At 41.9% G+C, this 18,811-nt stretch carries 21 protein-coding genes; 15 read left to right on the top strand and 6 right to left on the bottom strand.

The genetic code is table 11. From position 1 onward, the window contains the following. The 10 genes from ruvA (at position 1) to EV212_RS00985 (ending at position 11,481) form a co-directional block, all read left to right on the top strand. On the top strand, positions 1 to 609 hold the full coding sequence (gene ruvA, locus EV212_RS01030) for a Holliday junction branch migration protein RuvA (RefSeq protein ID WP_132087525.1): 609 nt from the start codon (positions 1 to 3) through the stop codon (positions 607 to 609). Between the two features lie 12 nt (positions 610 to 621). After that, a complete protein-coding gene (gene ruvB, locus EV212_RS01025; RefSeq protein ID WP_132087522.1) occupies positions 622 to 1,623 on the top strand; it encodes a Holliday junction branch migration DNA helicase RuvB in 1,002 nt (333 codons plus the stop codon). 83 nt (positions 1,624 to 1,706) lie between these two features. Next, entirely contained in the window at positions 1,707 to 2,111 is a 405-nt protein-coding gene (zapA, locus tag EV212_RS01020) for a cell division protein ZapA (protein WP_132087519.1), read from the top strand. 74 nt (positions 2,112 to 2,185) lie between these two features. After that, the gene (locus EV212_RS01015; RefSeq protein ID WP_132087516.1) at positions 2,186 to 4,567 is read left to right on the top strand and encodes a U32 family peptidase; all 2,382 of its coding nucleotides are present in this window, start codon (positions 2,186 to 2,188) and stop codon (positions 4,565 to 4,567) included. Positions 4,568 to 4,584: 17 nt separating this feature from the next. Beyond that, a complete protein-coding gene (locus EV212_RS01010) occupies positions 4,585 to 5,940 on the top strand; it encodes an FtsW/RodA/SpoVE family cell cycle protein (RefSeq protein ID WP_132087513.1) in 1,356 nt (451 codons plus the stop codon). Beyond that, a complete protein-coding gene (locus tag EV212_RS01005; RefSeq protein WP_132087510.1) occupies positions 5,894 to 7,741 on the top strand; it encodes a peptidoglycan D,D-transpeptidase FtsI family protein in 1,848 nt (615 codons plus the stop codon). Before EV212_RS01010 ends, EV212_RS01005 begins: the two co-directional genes overlap by 47 nt. Before the next feature lie 102 nt (positions 7,742 to 7,843). Continuing rightward, positions 7,844 to 8,296, top strand: a complete 453-nt coding sequence (locus tag EV212_RS01000; RefSeq protein WP_132087507.1) for an NUDIX hydrolase — start codon at positions 7,844 to 7,846, stop codon at positions 8,294 to 8,296. A 143-nt stretch (positions 8,297 to 8,439) separates the two neighbouring features. Next, positions 8,440 to 9,936: a polyphosphate:AMP phosphotransferase gene (pap, locus tag EV212_RS00995; protein ID WP_132087504.1), complete on the top strand. Its 1,497-nt coding sequence runs from the start codon at positions 8,440 to 8,442 to the stop codon at positions 9,934 to 9,936. A gap of 40 nt (positions 9,937 to 9,976) precedes the next feature. After that, positions 9,977 to 10,744: an N-acetylmuramoyl-L-alanine amidase gene (locus tag EV212_RS00990; protein ID WP_132087501.1), complete on the top strand. Its 768-nt coding sequence runs from the start codon at positions 9,977 to 9,979 to the stop codon at positions 10,742 to 10,744. A gap of 140 nt (positions 10,745 to 10,884) precedes the next feature. Continuing rightward, the gene (locus EV212_RS00985) at positions 10,885 to 11,481 is read left to right on the top strand and encodes a recombinase family protein (RefSeq protein ID WP_132087498.1); all 597 of its coding nucleotides are present in this window, start codon (positions 10,885 to 10,887) and stop codon (positions 11,479 to 11,481) included. Between the two features lie 167 nt (positions 11,482 to 11,648). On the opposite strand, the gene EV212_RS00980 is transcribed toward EV212_RS00985, so the two are convergent. From EV212_RS00980 to EV212_RS00960, 5 genes are all read right to left on the bottom strand, one after another. Then, entirely contained in the window at positions 11,649 to 12,692 is a 1,044-nt protein-coding gene (locus tag EV212_RS00980) for a site-specific integrase (RefSeq protein WP_132087495.1), read from the bottom strand. Between the two features lie 316 nt (positions 12,693 to 13,008). Then, positions 13,009 to 13,986, bottom strand: a complete 978-nt coding sequence (locus tag EV212_RS00975; protein ID WP_132087492.1) for a DUF3644 domain-containing protein — start codon at positions 13,984 to 13,986, stop codon at positions 13,009 to 13,011. Between the two features lie 411 nt (positions 13,987 to 14,397). Continuing rightward, positions 14,398 to 15,207, bottom strand: a complete 810-nt coding sequence (locus EV212_RS00970) for an FxLYD domain-containing protein (protein ID WP_132087489.1) — start codon at positions 15,205 to 15,207, stop codon at positions 14,398 to 14,400. A gap of 53 nt (positions 15,208 to 15,260) precedes the next feature. Beyond that, a complete protein-coding gene (locus EV212_RS00965) occupies positions 15,261 to 15,689 on the bottom strand; it encodes an ImmA/IrrE family metallo-endopeptidase (RefSeq protein WP_243115423.1) in 429 nt (142 codons plus the stop codon). A 10-nt stretch (positions 15,690 to 15,699) separates the two neighbouring features. Then, on the bottom strand, positions 15,700 to 16,122 hold the full coding sequence (locus tag EV212_RS00960; protein ID WP_132087486.1) for a helix-turn-helix domain-containing protein: 423 nt from the start codon (positions 16,120 to 16,122) through the stop codon (positions 15,700 to 15,702). 496 nt (positions 16,123 to 16,618) lie between these two features. Here EV212_RS00960 and EV212_RS00955 point away from each other — a divergent pair, with 496 nt between their 5' ends. Beyond that, complete coding sequence (locus tag EV212_RS00955) at positions 16,619 to 16,843, top strand: hypothetical protein (RefSeq protein WP_132087483.1); 225 nt, start codon at positions 16,619 to 16,621, stop codon at positions 16,841 to 16,843. Between the two features lie 148 nt (positions 16,844 to 16,991). After that, a complete protein-coding gene (locus tag EV212_RS00950; RefSeq protein WP_132087480.1) occupies positions 16,992 to 17,216 on the top strand; it encodes a hypothetical protein in 225 nt (74 codons plus the stop codon). An 89-nt stretch (positions 17,217 to 17,305) separates the two neighbouring features. On the opposite strand, the gene EV212_RS00945 is transcribed toward EV212_RS00950, so the two are convergent. Continuing rightward, on the bottom strand, positions 17,306 to 17,794 hold the full coding sequence (locus tag EV212_RS00945) for a hypothetical protein (RefSeq protein WP_132087477.1): 489 nt from the start codon (positions 17,792 to 17,794) through the stop codon (positions 17,306 to 17,308). Between the two features lie 108 nt (positions 17,795 to 17,902). On the opposite strand from EV212_RS00945, the gene EV212_RS00940 reads away from it, so the two are divergent. The 3 genes from EV212_RS00940 to EV212_RS13610 all read left to right on the top strand — a co-directional run. After that, positions 17,903 to 18,127 carry a hypothetical protein gene (locus EV212_RS00940; RefSeq protein ID WP_132087474.1) on the top strand — a complete coding sequence of 75 codons (225 nt, stop codon included), beginning with the start codon at positions 17,903 to 17,905 and terminating at the stop codon, positions 18,125 to 18,127. Further along, entirely contained in the window at positions 18,124 to 18,369 is a 246-nt protein-coding gene (locus tag EV212_RS00935) for a hypothetical protein (protein WP_132087471.1), read from the top strand. The genes EV212_RS00940 and EV212_RS00935 overlap by 4 nt, the downstream gene beginning before the upstream one ends. Positions 18,370 to 18,390: 21 nt before the next feature. Beyond that, on the top strand, positions 18,391 to 18,811 hold a 421-nt coding region (locus EV212_RS13610), incomplete at its 3' end, for a DUF7666 domain-containing protein (RefSeq protein ID WP_330570424.1).

The following is an 18,811-nucleotide window of genomic DNA, read 5'->3' as shown; positions in this document are numbered from 1 at the left end:
ATGCTTGCTTTTGTAAAAGGTTGTCTTGCTGAGACTGGAACGGATTATGTGGTCCTGGATAATCAGGGAATTGGTTATTTGATTTATACACCGTCATCGGTGCTGGAAAATCTTCCTCCGATGGGACAGCCGGTGAAAATGTATACGTATATGTATGTCCGGGAGGATCAACTCACCCTTTATGGATTTTTGACTCGAGATGATTTACAGATTTTTAAACTTCTGATCGGTGTGAGCGGCATTGGGCCAAAAGGGGCGTTGGGGATATTATCCTGCATTTCTCCGAATGAGTTTCGTTTTGCTGTCATGTCCGGAGATTCAAAAACCATTGCAAAGGCACCGGGCATTGGACCGAAAACAGCCCAGAAACTGATTATTGAATTGAAGGATAAACTGAAATTGGAGGATATGTTTGAAGAAAATCCGCAAGAGGTCTCAGGCATATCGCATGTGGGAAGCAATGCGGAAAAAGAAACCATTATGGCACTTGTGGCTCTGGGCTATTCGGAGACGGAAGCTTTTAAAGCGGTCCAGAAAGTTGATGGGACACCGGATATGAATGGTGAAACCCTGCTGAAACTGGCCTTAAAACAAATGCTTACTTTTTAGAGGCATAGAAATATGAATAAACGGATCATAACAACAGAATTTATTGAAGAAGATATTAAAACTGAAAATCATTTGCGGCCAGTCTGGTTAAAAGATTATATCGGACAGTCGAAAATTAAAGAAGTACTGGAAATCTATATTCAGGCAGCCAGACAGAGAGATGAAGCGCTGGACCATGTGTTGTTCTATGGGCCACCGGGACTTGGAAAGACGACGCTGGCCGGCATTATTGCCAATGAGATGGGGGTACATATGAAAGTGACTTCCGGACCGGCGATTGAGCGGCCCGGGGAGATCGCGGCTATATTAAACGGCTTGTCTCAGGGAGATATTTTGTTTATTGATGAAATTCATCGACTGAATCGTCAGGTAGAGGAAGTGCTTTATCCGGCAATGGAGGATTTTGCCATTGATATTGTCATCGGTAAGGGAGCAACTGCACGGTCCATTCGTCTGGACCTGCCTCAATTTACGTTGATTGGAGCTACTACGAGAGCCGGCATGTTGACGGCTCCTTTGCGTGACCGCTTTGGCGTGATTCAGCGTCTGGAATTCTATTCACCGGAAGAACTGAGTCAGATCATCCTTCGTTCAGCAGATGTATTTAAGATGCAGATGGATGAGGCGGGAGCCATGGAACTGGCCCGACGATCCCGGGGAACGCCGAGACTGGCAAACCGGTTGTTGAAACGGGTCCGTGATTATGCTCAAGTCAAATATGACGGACGGGTGACGGAGACCGTGGCCCGGGAGGTGCTGGATATTCTTGAAGTAGATCGATACGGATTGGATTCGGTAGACCGGAATATTCTCTGGACAATGATCGAAAAGTTTGGCGGAGGTCCGGTGGGGCTGGATACGCTGGCCGCCTCTATTGGAGAGGATGCGGGAACCCTGGAAGATGTCTATGAGCCTTATCTGCTTCAGAACGGATTTTTGCAGCGGACACCGAGAGGACGTATGGTAACGCCGGCAGCTTACCGTCATCTTGGACTGCCGGTCGGAGAAAAGTAAGGGCCTTTCCTGCGATTTGGTCTTGTTTTTGTAGATTATAGCGATTATAATAAATATATCGATTGCGGACTGGAGGGAGAAAGATGGCTGCGAAAAAAGATATACAGGTATTGATCGGCGGCAAGGTTTACACGCTGAGCGGCTATGAGAGTGAGGAATATTTGCAGAAGATTGCATTATACATAAATAATAAGATGGAAGAGATGGACCAGATTCCTAATTACCGGCGGTTGAGCATGGATATGCAGAAGACATTGCTGGAATTGAATATGGCAGATGATTACCATAAAGCTAAAAAACAGGTGGAGATACTGGAAGCGGATATCGAGGAAAAGGACAAGACCGAATATGACCTGAAGCACGAACTGATCGGCGCTCAGATTCATCTGGAGGAAGCCGAAAAAGAAATTGAACGGCTGAAAAACGAAATTAATGATCTGCAGAAGCAGATTGTCAAGCTGGAGACCAGAGCTTATCAGAAACAATAAATATACTGTCAGACGGGAAATGATGAATTTCCCGTCTTTCTGGTTTCATAGCAGTGCAAACGGGAGAAGTGTAAATGTTATCAGAAAAAAAGATTGAAATATTGGCCCCGGCCGGTTCTGTAGAAGGAATGAAAGCAGCATTTAACGCTGGAGCAGATGCAGTATACATGGGCGGCAGCCGTTTTGGGGCCAGAGCCTATGCGGATAATCCAGATGAAGAGGATCTGAAAAGGGCTATTGATCATGCCCATATTCATAATAAAAAACTCTATCTGACGTTGAATACACTGTTAAAAGACAGCGAACTTGAGGGCGAAGTGTACAGGTTTTTAAGTCCTTATTACAGAGAAGGGCTGGACGGCGTGCTCATTCAGGATTTTGGCCTGCTGTCCATTTTAAAACAGAGTTTTCCCAAGCTCCCGGTACATGCCAGCACTCAGATGACGATTACCGGGACAGAGATAGTAAAATGGCTGGAGCAGCAGGGAATGGACCGAATTGTGCTCTCAAGAGAGCTGTCACTCGAAGAAATTAAGGATATACGGCAGAATACCCGGATGGAATTGGAAGTATTTGTTCAGGGAGCATTATGCTATTGTTATTCAGGTCAGTGTCTTATGAGCAGTGTAATCGGCGGACGCAGCGGCAATCGGGGAAGATGTGCCCAACCGTGCCGTCTTCCTTATCGGGCAGAGGGCGACAGGGAAGGACATTATCTTCTCAGTCCAAAGGATATATGTACTCTTTCTGATATTCCTGAGCTGGTTGAAAGCGGCGCCGATTCTTTTAAGATCGAAGGACGGATGAAAAAGCCTGAGTATGCGGCACTGACGGCTTTTTTGTATCGTCATTATACAGATCTTTATCTGGAATACGGCCGGGACAGATTCCGGGTGGATGGAAAAGATATGGAACGGCTCATGGATTTGTATAACCGGGGCGGCTTTTCCCATGGTTATCTGTATCGAAATAACGGAGCAGAGATGATATTTACGAAACGGCCAAATCATATGGGCGTACCTGCTGGAACGGTGACAAAAAAAGGGGATATTCGAGCCGATACTGAATTAAAACCGGGAGATGTACTTGAAATACGCAGCAAAAATGGGAAGGAAGAACGGCAGTGGACATTGGGTCATTCTGTACCTGAAAATGGTTTCTTTGAACCGGAAACAGGAAAAAAGAAAGAGAAAAATCGAAAACTTATCCCGGGAACAACGGTCTTTCGTATGCGAAATCCCTCTTTGATTGAGGAACTTCACGAGAGATATATGAGGCAGGAATTGAAAGAGAAAATTTACGGGACATTAAGAGTTATGAAAGATTTTCCTGTTATACTGACTTTAGTATGGGGGGACATTTCTGTTTCTCTGGAAGGGGAAAAGGCTGAAGCGGCAAAAAATCAACCGATGTCGGCCGGCCAGCTTGAAAAACCAATTTTACAAACAGGAAGCACCCCGTTTGTTTTTGAAATGCTGGAAGTGGAAACCGATGGAGAGTGTTATGTGCCAAATCAGCAATTGAAGCTTTTGAGGCGGCGCGGACTGAAAACTCTTGAGGCAGAATGCTTAAAAAAATATATGCGGGTTGAAGAAAGAGAAGTCCCATTACAGGAAAAGGCGGTGACATCGGCACAAAGAATTCCGGCATTGCACGTGATGCTGACCGGACCGGAGATGTTGAGACGCGGCCGGATTCTGACAGAATTCAGAGGTATCCGACGGGTTTATACGGAACTTCATGAGGCGGTTCAGGAAAACTTTCAAACCGTGCGTCTGTTAAAACAGGAAGGAAAAGAAATCTATTTTGCATTGCCGGGAATCCTCCGGAAAAAAGACAGGCAAAAACTGATTTCTTATATTCAGTCGGCTTCCGGCTTTGCCGATGGGTGGCTTGTATGCCATATGGAGGCTTTTCTATTGGTGAAATCCCTGATACCGGAAGGAAATTTTGTGTTTGATTCGAGCATTTACAGTATGAATCGACGCTCAAAAATCTTTTTGTCGGACCTTGGAAAGGTGGAGTTGACGGCGCCGGTGGAGTTGAATTATTCCGAGCTTAAGAAGCTCGGCTGCTCTGATATGGAACTGGTTGTTTATGGCCATCAGCAGCTTATGATTTCTGCCCAATGTGTGAAAAAAACGCGGGAAGGTTGTACAAAACGTCCGGAGATGTTACAATTAACAGATCGGCAGAATAAACATTTTTATGTATATAATGAATGTGAGTTCTGCTATAACAAGATATACAACGGGCTTCCGACAATGTTGATCGATAAGAAAAAGGAGCTTCTTGAACTGGCCCCGGCATCTGTCCGTATACAGTTTATTATGGAAACAGATGAAGAAATACGGGCGCTGCTCCACAGTTATGAATCAATCTACGGAGATGGATTACCGGAGAAAAATATCCTTAAAGATTTTACCCGGGGACATTTTGCCCGGGGAATAGAGTAAGGAGTTGATGGATTAATATGGTCAATGTCATTATTCATGTTTCAAAATATATATTGGCAATTCTGGCGGCTTCCTATGCAATGAAATGTTTTACCGTATTCAGCGATCGTCACGAGTATGATCGGGGACATGTCTATGTGGTTCAGAATGTACTGATGTTTCTCATCCATTTTATCTGTTACCTGATTATTTATCTAATGACCAAAGATATGAAGATGCTGTATTTTTACGGCGCTCAATTCGTGTTGTTTCTTACAACACTGATCATTTATGGGACGGTCTATAAGAATGCGTCCAGATTGATTGTCAATAATATGTGTTATCTGCTCATGGTCGGATTTGTCATACTGACCCGGCTGGATTTTGATATGGCTGTACGACAGTTTGTAATTGCTGTAGCGGCGGCATGTATCAGCCTTGTCATTCCGGCATTTATCCTTCGGGTGCGCATAGTGGACCGATGGGGCATATTTCTGGGGGTGTTTGGATTTTTGATGGTTGCTTCTGTTTTTGTATTCGGAAGAAGTATGTATGGAGCGACCAACTGGATATCTATTGGCGGCTTTAGCCTTCAGCCTTCAGAATTGGCTAAGATTGTTTTTGTTTTCTTCGTTGCGGCTATGCTGGCGCGGGATACAAGTTTTAAGCGGATCGTGATCACAACAGCGGTGGCAGCAGCTTATGTACTCGTGCTCGTTGTTGAGCGTGACCTTGGTGCGGCGGTCATTTTCTTTGTGACTTATCTGGTCATGCTTTATGTGGCCACACGCCAGTTCAGATACATGGCGTTGGGGCTGGGGGCCGGATCGGCGGCGGCGGTCATAGCTTACAAATTATTCGATCATGTAAAGACCCGAGTCGTGGCATGGAGTGACCCGTGGGGGAATTATAACGATGCCGGATACCAGATCGCTCAGTCTTTGTTTGCTATCGGCACGGGCGGATGGTTTGGCATGGGACTTTTTAAAGGCAAGCCGGATACGATTCCGGTCGTAGTCAGTGACTTTATTTTTTCTGCTGTTGCCGAAGAGTTGGGGGCGCTGTTTGCCATATGTCTGATTCTTGTATATTTTAGCTGTTTTTTAATGTTTATTAATATTTCCCTGCAGCTGGTAAAACCTTTTTACAAGCTGGTGGCTATGGGATTGAGTACGGCCTATGGAATTCAGTTGTTCCTCTGTATCGGCGGAGTAACAAAACTGATTCCACATACGGGTGTTACCATGCCGTTGATCAGTTACGGTGGAAGTAGTGTTTTATCGACAATTATAATCTTTGCAGTCATTCAGGGCCTTTACCTGCTGCGACAAAGAGAGGTGCGTATCCTTGAAACGAGACGAGAAGAACGAGACGCCGAAGAAGAGTGTTCGTAAAATAAATATTGATGATCTGCCGAAGAGACCGGTGAAAAAAAACACCGGGAGTGATGAGGGCGATGCCATGGGAGAAACAAAAGTGTTTAGGGATCTGCCTTTAAATGACGGTGAGGATTTTGAATTTCAGCCGGATTTTGATACCATGGACTTTTTTGATGAGGACATTCTCCAGGAGCCTCCCAGAAGAACTGCATCCGCATCCAGAAGAAGCATTCCGGTTGAAGAAGGGGATATGCCGGAAGAACGTCCGGTACGTCGAACCAGGCGTCGTCGGATGGAATCGGAAAGAGTCCCGGAAGAGACAGAGGAAGAAATTCCTGAGAAACGCCGGATTAAAAAATTAAAACTGACGCCGGAGGAAATTGAAGAACGAAAAGCCGTGCGCAAAAAACGCCGCAGCCAGAATCCGGAAATCCTGGCGGTGACGTATGTATTTGCTTTTCTCTTTGTACTGATGATTGGCTATTTTGTTTATTTTAATGCCTTTGTCAGCAAGAATGTCATTAACAGCGCTTATAATGTACGGATCAATTCTTTTGCGGATACGGTTATTCGGGGAGATATTGTATCCAGTGACGGAACGGTCCTGGCTGAAACACTGGTTGATGAAAACGGCAATGAAACACGATACTATCCGATGGGACGGATCTTTTCTCATGCCGTCGGTACATCAGAGATTAATCAGTCCGGTATTGAACTGTCGGAGAATTTTTATATGCTGCAGTCGAATGGCAATCCAATCTTAAACGCTCTTCAGGATATCCGGGGAGAGAAAAATCAGGGAGACCGGGTAGTGACGACTTTGAATGCACAGCTGCAGGAAGTGGCCTACAATGCCCTCGGTTATAATAACGGGGCAGTCATTGCTATTGAGCCTGCTACAGGGCGGGTGCTGGCTATGGTGTCCAAACCGGATTATGACCCAAATACACTGGTAGATGACTATGAATATATTGTTTCGGAAGAGAGTAATGACAGTCTGCTGAATAAGACAACTTTTGGACTTTTTGTTCCTGGCTCCATTTTCAAGACGCTGACTTCTTTGGCTTATATTCGCTCCGGGACCGACTATAATAATTATCATTATGTGTGCGAAGGTCAGATTAATCTGGGCGGCGATGAGTATATTACCTGCTTTGATCAGATTGTTCACGGCGAAGAGAATTTCATGGATTCTTATGCCTATTCCTGTAATGCTTCCTTTGGTAATATAGGCCTGTCACTTCCGGATAACCTTTTAAAAGATACCTGTGAGAGCCTGTTTTTTAACAAAGAGCTTCCGACGGAAATACCGCATACAAAGAGTTCTTTTAACCTGGCGGCGGATGATTCAGACTGGCAGACAGCGGCGACAGCCATTGGTCAGGGTCATACCCAGGTGACACCGCTTCAGATGGTCATGATCGCAGCGTCGATCGCCAATGGCGGTAATATGATGCAGCCTTATATGGTGGATGCGGTGGAGACAGCCGGAGGCGGACATCGGGTGAAAAAATATCTGCCCGAATCCTATGGTCAGGTCTTAACCACTCAGGAAGCGGATTTACTTGGTCAGCTAATGGAAGCTGTTGTTGATTATGGTACAGCGACATCTCTCTCAGGCTATGGCTATTCAGTGGCCGGGAAGACCGGAACCGGCGAAGTGAGTGGCCGGGGTGATAACTCCTGGTTTATCGGCTACGCACCGGTCGAACAGCCGCAGATTGCCATCTGCGTTCTTGTAGAAAATGATGAAGGATATTATGAGAGTGCGCTGCCGGTAGCCAATGCTGTTCTTCAGGCCTATCTCGGACAGTAGAGCTGAGACCGGGGCAGCCCTCAAAATTAAGGTTGTATTTGTGGTTAAATGGTTGTATACTTATAACAAGAGTGACGCACACCATAAAATGGAGGTACAACCATGACAGAAGCAACGAGCTGCGGCGGTGTGGTTATATTTAGAGGCAAGATCCTTCTGCTATATAAAAATTACAGGAATAAGTATGAAGGATGGGTTTTGCCAAAAGGGACTGTTGAGGAAGGTGAAGAATACAAAGAAACGGCGATCAGGGAAGTGCGTGAAGAGACTGGCGTCAGCGCTTCGATCATCAAATATGTGGGAAAAAGCCAATATACTTTTAATACCGCACAGGACTTGATCGTGAAAGACGTACACTGGTATCTGATGATGTCCGACAGTTATCATAGCAGACCACAACGTGAAGAATATTTTGTGGACTCAGGATATTACAAATATCACGAGGCTTATCATTTGTTAAAGTTTACGAATGAAAAACAGATACTCGAAAAAGCGTACAGTGAATATGTTGAGCTGAAAAAGAGCAATCTGTGGGGCAATAAGAAATATTTCTGAGGAGAATTGTAAATCAGGGTTCCAATCGACTTTGGAATCCTGGTTTTTTCTTTTTTTAATTGTCTTTTGCTGGAATGTGCATAAGTATGAGTATGTCCGGAAAGGGTATATTTAAAGAGAATAGTCATGAAAGAAGGTATTTTATGCTGGAAAAAATTAATCTTTCAAAAAAGATGTCCAAGAAGGAATGCAGGACACGGATGGAACAGCTGGAACCACAATTGTCTTTGCTGCAGAGAAAATTAAAAAGTTATAAAGTTCCGGTGGTGATTCTGTTTGAAGGTTTCGGTTCTTCGGGAAAAGGGACGATGATCAATCAGCTGATTCAGCCAATGGACCCGAGAGGCTTTAAGGTGTTTACGATTCAGAAACCGACGGAAGAGGAGACGATGCGGCCTTATCTCTGGCGTTTCTGGACGAAGCTCCCTGAAAATGGACGAATTCACATTTTTGACCGGAGCTGGTATACAAAGATTGTTGAAGCCCGGGCGGAAAAGCAGAAAAGCAGGGAAAAATCGGAAAATGCCTATAATGATATTTTGAATTTTGAGCAGGAACTGGCTCAGGACGGCATGCTCATCATTAAATTTTTTCTGCACATTTCAAAAAAGGAACAGAAAAAACGTTTTCAGGCACTGGAGGAAAATAAAGAGACCAATTGGCGGGTAACAGAAACCGACTGGAAACATAATAAGGCTTATGATGAGTGGTCGAGGGCTTATGAAGAGATGATACAAAAGACAGATACATCTTTTGGCAGCTGGACCATTGTGGAAGCCACAGATAAGGAATATGCACGGGTAAAAATCATTTCAACTGTTGTGGAGATTTTTGCGGACCGATTGGCAAAAGAGGAGGCAAAGGCGGCGGGAAAGACGGCGCCTGTGGAACCTCTGACTGGCGAGAGCAGCGAGGTTACTTTTGGTTCTTCAGTGCTGGACGCGGTGGATTTGTCAAAATCTCTGACACGAAGCGTTTATAAAAAGAAATTGGATGACCTTCAAAAGCGAATGGCCCTTCTCCACAGTGAGCTTTATAAACAACGTATACCTGTTGTCATTGGTTTTGAAGGATGGGATGCCGGCGGCAAGGGGGGAGCTATTCACCGGCTGACAAAAACGATGGACCCGAGAGGTTATGAGGTTATTCCTACGGCAGCGCCAAATGATATTGAGAAAGCCCATCATTATCTCTGGCGTTTCTGGAACCATATGCCGAAGGCTGGTCATGTGGCAATTTTCGACAGAACCTGGTATGGCCGGGTTATGGTGGAACGAATCGAGGGCTTTTGTACGGAAGATGAATGGCGACGGGCTTATAATGAGATTAATCGGATGGAGGCCCAAATGGCGGATGCAGGCACCATTGTGTTGAAATTCTGGCTTCATATTGATAAAGATGAGCAGAAAAAACGTTTTGAAGAGCGGATGGAAGATCCGAATAAACAGTGGAAGATTACAGACGAGGACTGGAGGAACCGCGAAAAATGGGAGGATTATGTAAAGGCTGTGGATGAAATGATTCTTCGTACGTCTACAACCTATGCTCCCTGGATTATTGTGGAAGGTAACGATAAGCTTTATGCACGTATTAAAGTCCTTGAAACGGTCGTAGAAGCGATTGAGAAACGATTGAAATAAAATTGCATAAGATAGTTATAAAGAACTTTTGGAGTTTTTTATGGCATACAAAATCATGATTGATGCAGGGCATGGGGGTCGTGATCCGGGAGCCGTTTATAACGGACGGCAGGAAAAGGATGATGTGCTGGCTTTGGCGCTGGCTGTTGGACAGATTTTGGAAGATTCGGGTCTGGATGTGGAATATACCCGGACAACAGATATCTACGAATCGCCGGGCGAAAAGGCGAGAGAGGCAAACAATGCCGGCGCGGATTTTTTTGTTTCGATTCACCGCAATTCTTTTCCAAGGCCGAATGAAGTATCCGGTGTGGAGACTCTCGTTTATGATCGAAGCGGAATTAAGAATGAAATGGCAGAGAATGTCAATCGGCAGCTTGAAAAAATAGGTTTTCGCAATTTGGGAGTAAAGGAGCGGCCGAATCTTGCGGTGCTCCGCCGGACGCAGATGCCGGCCATTTTGGTGGAAGCGGGATTTATTAATTCGGATATTGATAATCAGTTATTTGACGATAATTTTCAGGCGATCGCCCAGGGAATTGCTGATGGTATTTTGGATACATTAGGTATAAAACCTTCCGGTACAATGGGGGCGGCCTATACGATTCAAACAGGAGCTTTTCGCAATGAAGACTATGCCAGAACGATGTTGGACCGGCTTCTGAGCCAGAATTATCCCGCATTTATCGCAGAAGGTAATGGGTATTACCGGGTGCAGGTGGGAAACTTCGATACGCTTGAAGAAGCTCACATGATGGAGCGAAGACTTCGTCAGAGCGGGTATCCGACAGCCATTATTGCAGGATAAGAAAAAACACCGGTAAACACAGGTTTATCGGTGTTTTTTAACATGCACCCGAAGAAAATAATATCTGTAAAATGTAAAACCTCCTTTAGAATTATATCAGGAGCGCATACCACTCTGAAATTTAACAAAGGAGGCTTTTTATGGAAAGCAAAATTTACGGATACATCCGCGTATCTACAAAGGAACAGAACGAGGATCGGCAGTTGATCGCGCTGCGTGAATTTCCTGTTTTAGTAAACAATATTTACATGGATAAACTCAGCGGAAAAGATTTTAACAGGCCGCAATATCGGAAGCTGTTGAGAAAAATCCGGCCAGGAGATATTGTGGTAATAAAATCCATTGACCGGTTGGGCCGTAACTATGAAGAAATTCTGCTGCAATGGCGGATCATTACCAAAGAAAAACAAGTGGATGTGGTGGTATTGGATATGCCGCTTTTAGATACCCGGAAATCAGGTAATGATTTGACAGGAACATTTGTAGCAGATCTCGTATTGCAGATTCTTTCTTATGTGGCCCAGACAGAGCGTGAAAATATCCACCAGAGGCAGAAGGAAGGTATAGCGGCAGCAAAGCTTCGTGGGGTACGGTTTGGCAGACCAAGGAAACCGATCCCTGAGGAGTTCTGGCAGCTTAAAGTGGATTGGGAAAATAAAAAGATCACTTCGCGGGAGGCGGCCCAGCAGCTCTCGATTGCGCAGGACACTTTCCTGAGATGGGTTCATGGAAAATAAAGTGGCGATTTCTATTGAGATAATGAAGACATAGTAAACAAAAATATCGCAAAAATAAAACACCGACAAATCCAGTGTTTATCGGTGTCTGTTGGTTTTTCTGATAAAATTAAAAAATGCACCCGACGGGAATTGAAAAGTTTCACAATTAGCTAAAAAGCCTTAATTTACAAGGGTTTCAAAAAGTTGTGTGATATATCGTGTTGCATGGATTCAAAATGACCGTTAATGCGCTGATTCATTCTAACTGTCTGCTCATCAATGACATTCCGGTAAACGGACTTCATAACACCGTCCGTTGACCAACCGCCACGGGCCATGATGTACTGATCGGGGATACCGATGGCGTGCATGATGGAAGCAGAGTAATGTCTCAGATCATGAAACCGGAATTTGGGTATGTCGATATTTTTAAAAATTCTTTCAAATTGCATTGTGAGGGTATCTGGGGTGACCTTGATGATGCGTCCCTCAATTCCAGATATCTTCTCGATAACGAAATCCGGGAAATCAATGGTCCGGTAGCTGGAGTCGGTCTTTGGTTCTTTGGTGATCCATTTGCCGTCTTGGCTTCGTACCATGGATTTGTTGATATCTATATAATTACCATGGATATCGTTCGATGTCAAAGCACAGATCTCGCCGCGGCGCATAGGACCAAAAGCCGCTAGGAGAACGGCAATCTCCAGTTCTGTGCCAGCAATATGCTCCAGGAGCTTTTTGACATCAGTATCGGACGGTACGTATAGATCCGCTTTTTTCTTTCTTGGCAGTTTTGCGCGAATTCGGATTTCTGGCGCAAACATATCGATGGCCGAAATCAGAAGGCCGTGAGCATTGCTGACGGTTTTACTTGAAAGTCTTTTGGCGAGATTATTGATCCACTTCTGAACATCTTCATTTGTGATATCCCGGATAAAAATATTTTCGATCTCTTTGAAGTGATTATTCTTTATGACTGTATATCCTCGAATGGTACTGGGGGATAGAACATTTTCTTTGACTCTTATGTATTCCTCTATAGCCTCTGAGACCGTCAGATTTCCGCAGGAAATCCGTTTTTTATTGGCGGCGAACTCCGCAGCCATAAGAGCCGAAAGCTTCTTATTTGGGCTTGTAAAAGAGCGATAGTGGCGTTTGCCATTTTCGTCTGTATAGTCGTATACTTGGGTTCGCCATTGGCCAGATGGAAGTTTCTTTGGTGTTGCCATTGTATCATCCTCCTTAAAAATTTGTACAAAAATAACACCTATACAGGTGCCGGAGGATTGTGGTATAATCAACTTGTTTAGGGATGATATACACATTGGCTCAAGCAGCCCGTATAGAAATCTATGTGAAGCCGTCTGGTATTGGTAGCACCGGGCGGTTTTTGTTTTAGTTTAATTTAGTTTGCACATATTTTCGTGCATAAATTGACAAATTCAAAATATATTATATAATATAAATAAGTTAACTCGTGAAGGATAAGGCTGGGTTCCCGAATGGGAGTAGGTCGCAAGACTTAGAATTCCTTTGCCCCTGGGGTTAGCTTATTTTTTTTATTTTGTCGAGAATATGTAAAGGATCTTTCGCAAGTTCTTCAATGATAAAATCTATTGCCTGTTGAGAATAAGAGTATTGCGGTTGACTAAATTGTCTATGGATATAACAGTATTTCTCGTTGCACTTAATCCCAAAATATCTACAGAAATTATTAAAATGAAAACTGTTAAATTTTGTAGTCACGCCATTGTAGAACAATTCGATATTGTTTTTATTAAGGTGATCACGAATAATTGCAATACAGTGTTTTGCGGTGAACTTATGGGTATTATTAGGATCTTTTAGTTCTCTTACTATTTTTACACTCGCATCCGCAGAAGAATCAATTTTTACAAATGACGTAGCCTCATCTTTTTTCTTTGTAAGATAATGATAGTGGTCAATTCTTATTGCAAATTTCGCATTATTATTAATGGAGATGGCATCCACATTATTTTTCATGTCTAACATTTTTGTGGCAATTTCTTCTGGATATTTGGCTATAATCTCAGTTTCACTAAGGGCCTTCATACTGACTGACAGAGTAAGAAAATTTTGAGGAATGATTTTGGTCATGTCTATCTTATGAAAACTTTCCATTTTTTCATTAAAGTTCAACACACATGCCTGAAATAAAGGGACATATACCATTTCATATTCCTCAGTGATAAAATGTGTGCTGGTATTTCTTAATTCGATTATTTTTTCCAAGTTAAGCCGTAGAGGGTCTTTGTTATTGGTGAATACTTTTTGAATGCAATTTTCTAAAGAAAGAGTTCTTCCGGGATTATCAGGGAAATATATGCTGGATTCGCCGTAGGATTTTATCATGTGGGCTTTTAACATGAGTTCCCAGGCGTTGCAGATAAATAAACTGAATCCCTCAACACGATATTTTATTGTAGGCTTGTTATATAATTCAATTGCCATAGAGAAAGCTTCTATAGATTTTTCTAACAGTTTGTCTTCTATCTTTTTCATAATAATCCCTCTTTTACTCTAATATTTTAATAATGCGCTTATGGGTTTTCGATTGGCGTAAGAACCGGTTTTTGTTTGACAATGTTGTTTGTTTGACATATAATATACTTAACAAGACAACTGGAGTAGATAGATGAAGCCTATCCGCTCCGGGAAAATAGAAGTATTAAAAAATAATCGCTCTTACTTTTCCAGAGGCAGGGCGATTATTTTTTATGGGTAAAATTCAGAATGGCGATAATCAGTAACGCTATGTTCAAGATTATCATAAATTCTTCGTATGTACTCATAATTACCACCCCTTTCGTAAGACCTCCGAAACGGATGGAATTAACCCTCCCCAGTTGTCCGGGTAAATATATTAAATTTTCTTTATGTCCCCCGCGTCTGCTGACGCAGGGGGCATAGTTTTTATTTTATCTGATAAGTAGCCGTTACCTCTGTTGAAGTGAATTCTGTGTCAGACATAAATTCAAATTTTACCTTAGCTCCAGTAGATATATTTTGGAAACTTGAGTATCTTGTTTCAAGAATAACCCCATCTGAGTCAATTAAATTAATGCTTAAATTTATATAATCAAAACTATATCCAGTAGTGTTTTCGGCAACAGCCTGATAAGTTTTCCACCCGGAATTATCTTCTGCAAGTTCAAATGTGATGGATTTTACCCATGAGTCGATAATGGCCTTTTGTTCATTTTGATTCGCTACAATCGTTGCCTTTGTCAGCATATCGTTAAGGACAGATTGATATTTTTCGGAAACAGTTAATCCGTATGTATTGTAAAATGTTGATACGATTTCTGTGCGACTACCGTAGAGATTATTCCATTCATCAATAAACTTTACATTATCTACATCGATATAATCAAGGCTTGCTTGCTGATCTTTAAGGTTGTTTATGTATTGGAGAACATATTCTTGAAGTTTAGTATCTTCAAATTTTTCAGTTTGATATTTACCAACGATATCCAACTCGGCTTGAATGGCGGATTCCATGGTTGTTTTGTATTCTGCATTTGTCAATGTAGCAAGGTCTTGGGCCTCTGATATATCCCATCGAGCCTCTAGACTTTTGGATAGGTCGGATAGAAAATCCTCATCGGCAAAATACTCGGTTTCTGATTCAGTTTCTGTAGGTGCTGCTGAGTTGTCGCTGCAAGCCGTTGCAGAAAAACATAGTACCATTGCTAATGTGATAGCTCCAATTCGTTTTTTCATAATCATTTCCCCTTTTCATATAGTATTTTATTAACACGCCGTAGGCGGATTAATCATTTTAATCTTAATTCTATTAGATTTTCATGATAGCCATATAATCTGGCCAATTGATTAACGGAGTATTCTTTATGTTCTTCCAGAGAATCATCTGAAATCAAAAGTTCCATAGCAAATTTATTTGCCTCAAGTTCGAAAATATCTGTAGACAGTAATGTTTTATGTCGTATGAAATAACAGTCTTGCGTCCTATGTAATATGGCGTGACCTAATTCATGAGCCATTACAAGCTTCATTTCATGTTCAGATAGGTTTTCATTAAGAAAAATGCAACGGTGTCGTTTCAAGTACATATAACAGCCGCTTCGACTGCCAAGAGGGCCTATGATATATTCTATCTCCATTTGCCTAGCAATGTCAAAGGGGTTGCCAGTATCGTATTTTTTTCTTAATGTATTGACAATATGTTTGATATTTCTGTTCAATCCAATACACCTACTTTTTGTTTTTGTTAGGATTATACAGCTCTTTATTTATTGCTTTCAGACGGCGAAGCATAAGCTCGATTTGACCAGCAAAAAGTTCCTGATCGGCTTCGGGGATGTCCTCACCCTCAAAGCTTGCTGGGCCATTTTCTTTATTAGAGAGTTTATTCATAATGTTTTCTAAGTCTTTTGCAATATCTCGTTCATCCTTTTTTGAAAGAGTATTTGATTTAGAAGATTCTGAATTTCCTGTCATTAAATAATCTAAGGATACTCCAAAATAATCTGCAATTTTTTGTAATTTTGAAGTGTTCGGATTACTAGTACCTAATTTACTTATGTACCCTTTGCCAAATCCTAAAGTTTCTTCCAATTTGTTCATAGAAATGTTTTTTTCTTTACATAATTCTTTAATTCGTTCTTTTAATCCCATTATACATACCTCATATATTTCTGAAATAATCGCAAAATAAGTATTGACATTCTGAAATAATCGCGTATAATAGAATCATAACTTCTGAAAATATCGCAATTATATTGAATGGCATATAGTATAACGAATTTTGTCTGGTAAACAAATTATATATTATTTTCAGAAGTTAGTCAATATAATTTAGCGATATTTTCAGAAAAAGCATGGAGGTGATACTACGAAATCAAAAGAGATATTGATATATGACAATATCACCAAAAAAGCTTCTGAACAGAGCTTATCTATTAATTATTTAGAAAAGGAAGCTGGTCTTGGTATAGGCAGTATTTGTAAATGGAATACAGTAAGTCCATCAGTCAGAAGCCTTAAAAAGGTTGCGGCAATTTTAAATTGTTCAGTAGATGAATTACTTATTTAATGGTGTGGCTATAGAATAAGCGAATTGCTGTCCCATAAACAGGACTTTGAAAGGAAACTAGAAGGAGGTGGCATAGACATGAGTATATTCGAAAAAAGCGACATGAGAGAAAGCCTAATCAAGCAAATGAAGATGCTGTCAGAGGCTTCCTACAATCATGCGTGTGATGATGGACTGTCAAATTACAGCCATGAAATGGTAAATATTTATAAGGAATTAGAAAGTCCATTTCGGGCCGTATTTCTCAGCCTTGTGCTTATTGATTTCGCTATAAGCTTTTTTATATTCGTCAAGAAGCTCTGATGGAGAAAGATATGCGAAGCCGGAAAAAGCAGTCTTGTTGTTTCAAGGGATGAAGAATTTAAAAAAGAACTTCCTTAATTCGGAAGTTCAAGCAGGCGAATAGTGATGCGGTTCAGAAAAGCAAATTCACTGCTCCGTAAATAGGACTTTGAAAAATGAAGAAGGAGGTGGCGTAGATAAGATGAATGAGATAGGAAGCACAAGATATGGAAATGGCGGAACAATAATTCCCAATATGGAAAGAAAAATGGCCGCCGAGAATGCTATAGCAGCCATTAAGAAAAGTCTTTCCGATACACAGCTAAGTTATGGAATAGTGAAAGACATTTTACAGATAGCGGATGAAATAGCATATTATAGTCCGTTACAATAATATTTCCACAATGTCCTTTTTGACGATTCATTAATTTCGCTAACTTATTGAGAAGGAGGTGGAGCAAATGTATAAGGTAAAAAAATATATCAACAGTCAACCGGTAATATCATTTTCTTTGCCTTACCCCGATTGGTACTTACTTGAAGAGTCAGAGTTTTGGCATCGCTTGGATAGGTATCTGGAAGCATGTCAAAATACAAGTAACCAGATGTCCCTGCAAGAGAAGATAGATTTATTGGAAGGGAAATAGAAAAATCTTCTTTTCGGCTGACTATTTTCCCACCAATTCTACGTTCATGTTCACAAACAGAAATTGATTGATACAGACAAGGATAGCTGACGCCATCATATATGGCAGAGATTCCGGTTATTGATAATGATAGCCTAGAATGATTTTCAAAAGATGCATAAATTAAAAGTTGGTTATTTTTGTAATGGTACATGTGGAGGCGCATAGAAAAATTTACTCTTTGAAAAATTGCAGCAGAAATCAGGGTATATATTGTACCGATTGAGCCAATGGTAGCAAGAATAAATGTGATGTTTTCTTTGGTGAAAAAGTAATTAAATTCCATTTTCTATATTTCCTTTCGTCATTTGTTAGGAGGATTATACCACGAAATATATAGAAACAGAAGGGAGATGAATAGATGATAAGGGGTTCTGTTAGCAGGAGTGCAGATTTGCTACAGCAACGTTGTGATTATTTAGGTAGCTTAATTGACGGCGAGATGCGGCGTTATCATTTAAATAATAATACCCTGGCGAATAAAAGTTTGATAGCTTCGCGGACGTTGTATGACAAGCGAGAGCATCCAGAAAAATTTCGGTTGGATGAGCTTTACCGGGTAATGGATGTGCTTGGAATGAAAATGATATTTGTGAGAAGGGAGGGACCAGATGAGTGATACCAAAGATAATCGACATGCTGTCCGGCGCGGTCATTTTGGCCAGTACAATCGCGGCAGTGCCAATGGCACTTTGTAATCCAGACGGTCCGGCTTTCGTGGCTTGGGTCCTGGCGGTGATGTTATCTGGCCTGTGGCAGCTGTTCCGGTATCAGACAGATGATGGCCCATTATTAAAAATGCCCCGATCGAGCAGCAACTCAGATCATGGGCAAACAAGAAAAATTTCAACATTATTTTAACAGAAAATGAGGAGAAAGTAAATGAAACTTTATAAAGGCTTTGATAAAGATTTGAAGTGCCGCGATTATCAATTTGAAGTCGGCAAAGAATATGAGGAAGAAAAAGCAGATATCTGCAATTGCGGATTCCATGCCTGTGAGAATCCTCTGGACGTATTCGGCTATTACCCACCAGCTGATTCAAGATATTGCGAGGTTGACCTGGATGTGAATGACCAGAAAAGTGACGATAGCAAACGTGTTGGAAAACATATAAAAATCAATGCCGAAATTGGCCTTCCGGGATTAATTAAGGCCGGTGTTGGATACATAAAGGACCAAGTTGACTGGGAACATGCTAAGGTATCGAATACCGGGGACTGGTCAGCAGCGACGAATACCGGGGACCGGTCAGCAGCGACGAATACCGGATACCAGTCAGCAGCGACGAATACCGGGGACC

This window comes from Frisingicoccus caecimuris, assembly GCF_004340975.1.
In the GTDB taxonomy this organism is placed as follows: domain Bacteria; phylum Bacillota; class Clostridia; order Lachnospirales; family Lachnospiraceae; genus Frisingicoccus; species Frisingicoccus caecimuris.
This window is presented reverse-complemented; position numbering and strand designations above follow the sequence as displayed.

What these genes read in the sequence shown, in the direction of transcription:
- ruvA (WP_132087525.1), top strand. Translation starts at nt 1, where the DNA reads ATGCTTGCTTTTGTAAAAGGTTGTCTTGCTGAGACTGGAACGGATTAT.
- ruvB (WP_132087522.1), top strand. Translation starts at nt 622, where the DNA reads ATGAATAAACGGATCATAACAACAGAATTTATTGAAGAAGATATTAAA.
- zapA (WP_132087519.1), top strand. Translation starts at nt 1,707, where the DNA reads ATGGCTGCGAAAAAAGATATACAGGTATTGATCGGCGGCAAGGTTTAC.
- EV212_RS01015 (WP_132087516.1), top strand. Translation starts at nt 2,186, where the DNA reads ATGTTATCAGAAAAAAAGATTGAAATATTGGCCCCGGCCGGTTCTGTA.
- EV212_RS01010 (WP_132087513.1), top strand. Translation starts at nt 4,585, where the DNA reads ATGGTCAATGTCATTATTCATGTTTCAAAATATATATTGGCAATTCTG.
- EV212_RS01000 (WP_132087507.1), top strand. Translation starts at nt 7,844, where the DNA reads ATGACAGAAGCAACGAGCTGCGGCGGTGTGGTTATATTTAGAGGCAAG.
- pap (WP_132087504.1), top strand. Translation starts at nt 8,440, where the DNA reads ATGCTGGAAAAAATTAATCTTTCAAAAAAGATGTCCAAGAAGGAATGC.
- EV212_RS00990 (WP_132087501.1), top strand. Translation starts at nt 9,977, where the DNA reads ATGGCATACAAAATCATGATTGATGCAGGGCATGGGGGTCGTGATCCG.
- EV212_RS00985 (WP_132087498.1), top strand. Translation starts at nt 10,885, where the DNA reads ATGGAAAGCAAAATTTACGGATACATCCGCGTATCTACAAAGGAACAG.
- EV212_RS00980 (WP_132087495.1), bottom strand. Translation starts at nt 12,692, where the DNA reads ATGGCAACACCAAAGAAACTTCCATCTGGCCAATGGCGAACCCAAGTA.
- EV212_RS00975 (WP_132087492.1), bottom strand. Translation starts at nt 13,986, where the DNA reads ATGAAAAAGATAGAAGACAAACTGTTAGAAAAATCTATAGAAGCTTTC.
- EV212_RS00970 (WP_132087489.1), bottom strand. Translation starts at nt 15,207, where the DNA reads ATGAAAAAACGAATTGGAGCTATCACATTAGCAATGGTACTATGTTTT.
- EV212_RS00960 (WP_132087486.1), bottom strand. Translation starts at nt 16,122, where the DNA reads ATGGGATTAAAAGAACGAATTAAAGAATTATGTAAAGAAAAAAACATT.
- EV212_RS00955 (WP_132087483.1), top strand. Translation starts at nt 16,619, where the DNA reads ATGAGTATATTCGAAAAAAGCGACATGAGAGAAAGCCTAATCAAGCAA.
- EV212_RS00945 (WP_132087477.1), bottom strand. Translation starts at nt 17,794, where the DNA reads ATGGAATTTAATTACTTTTTCACCAAAGAAAACATCACATTTATTCTT.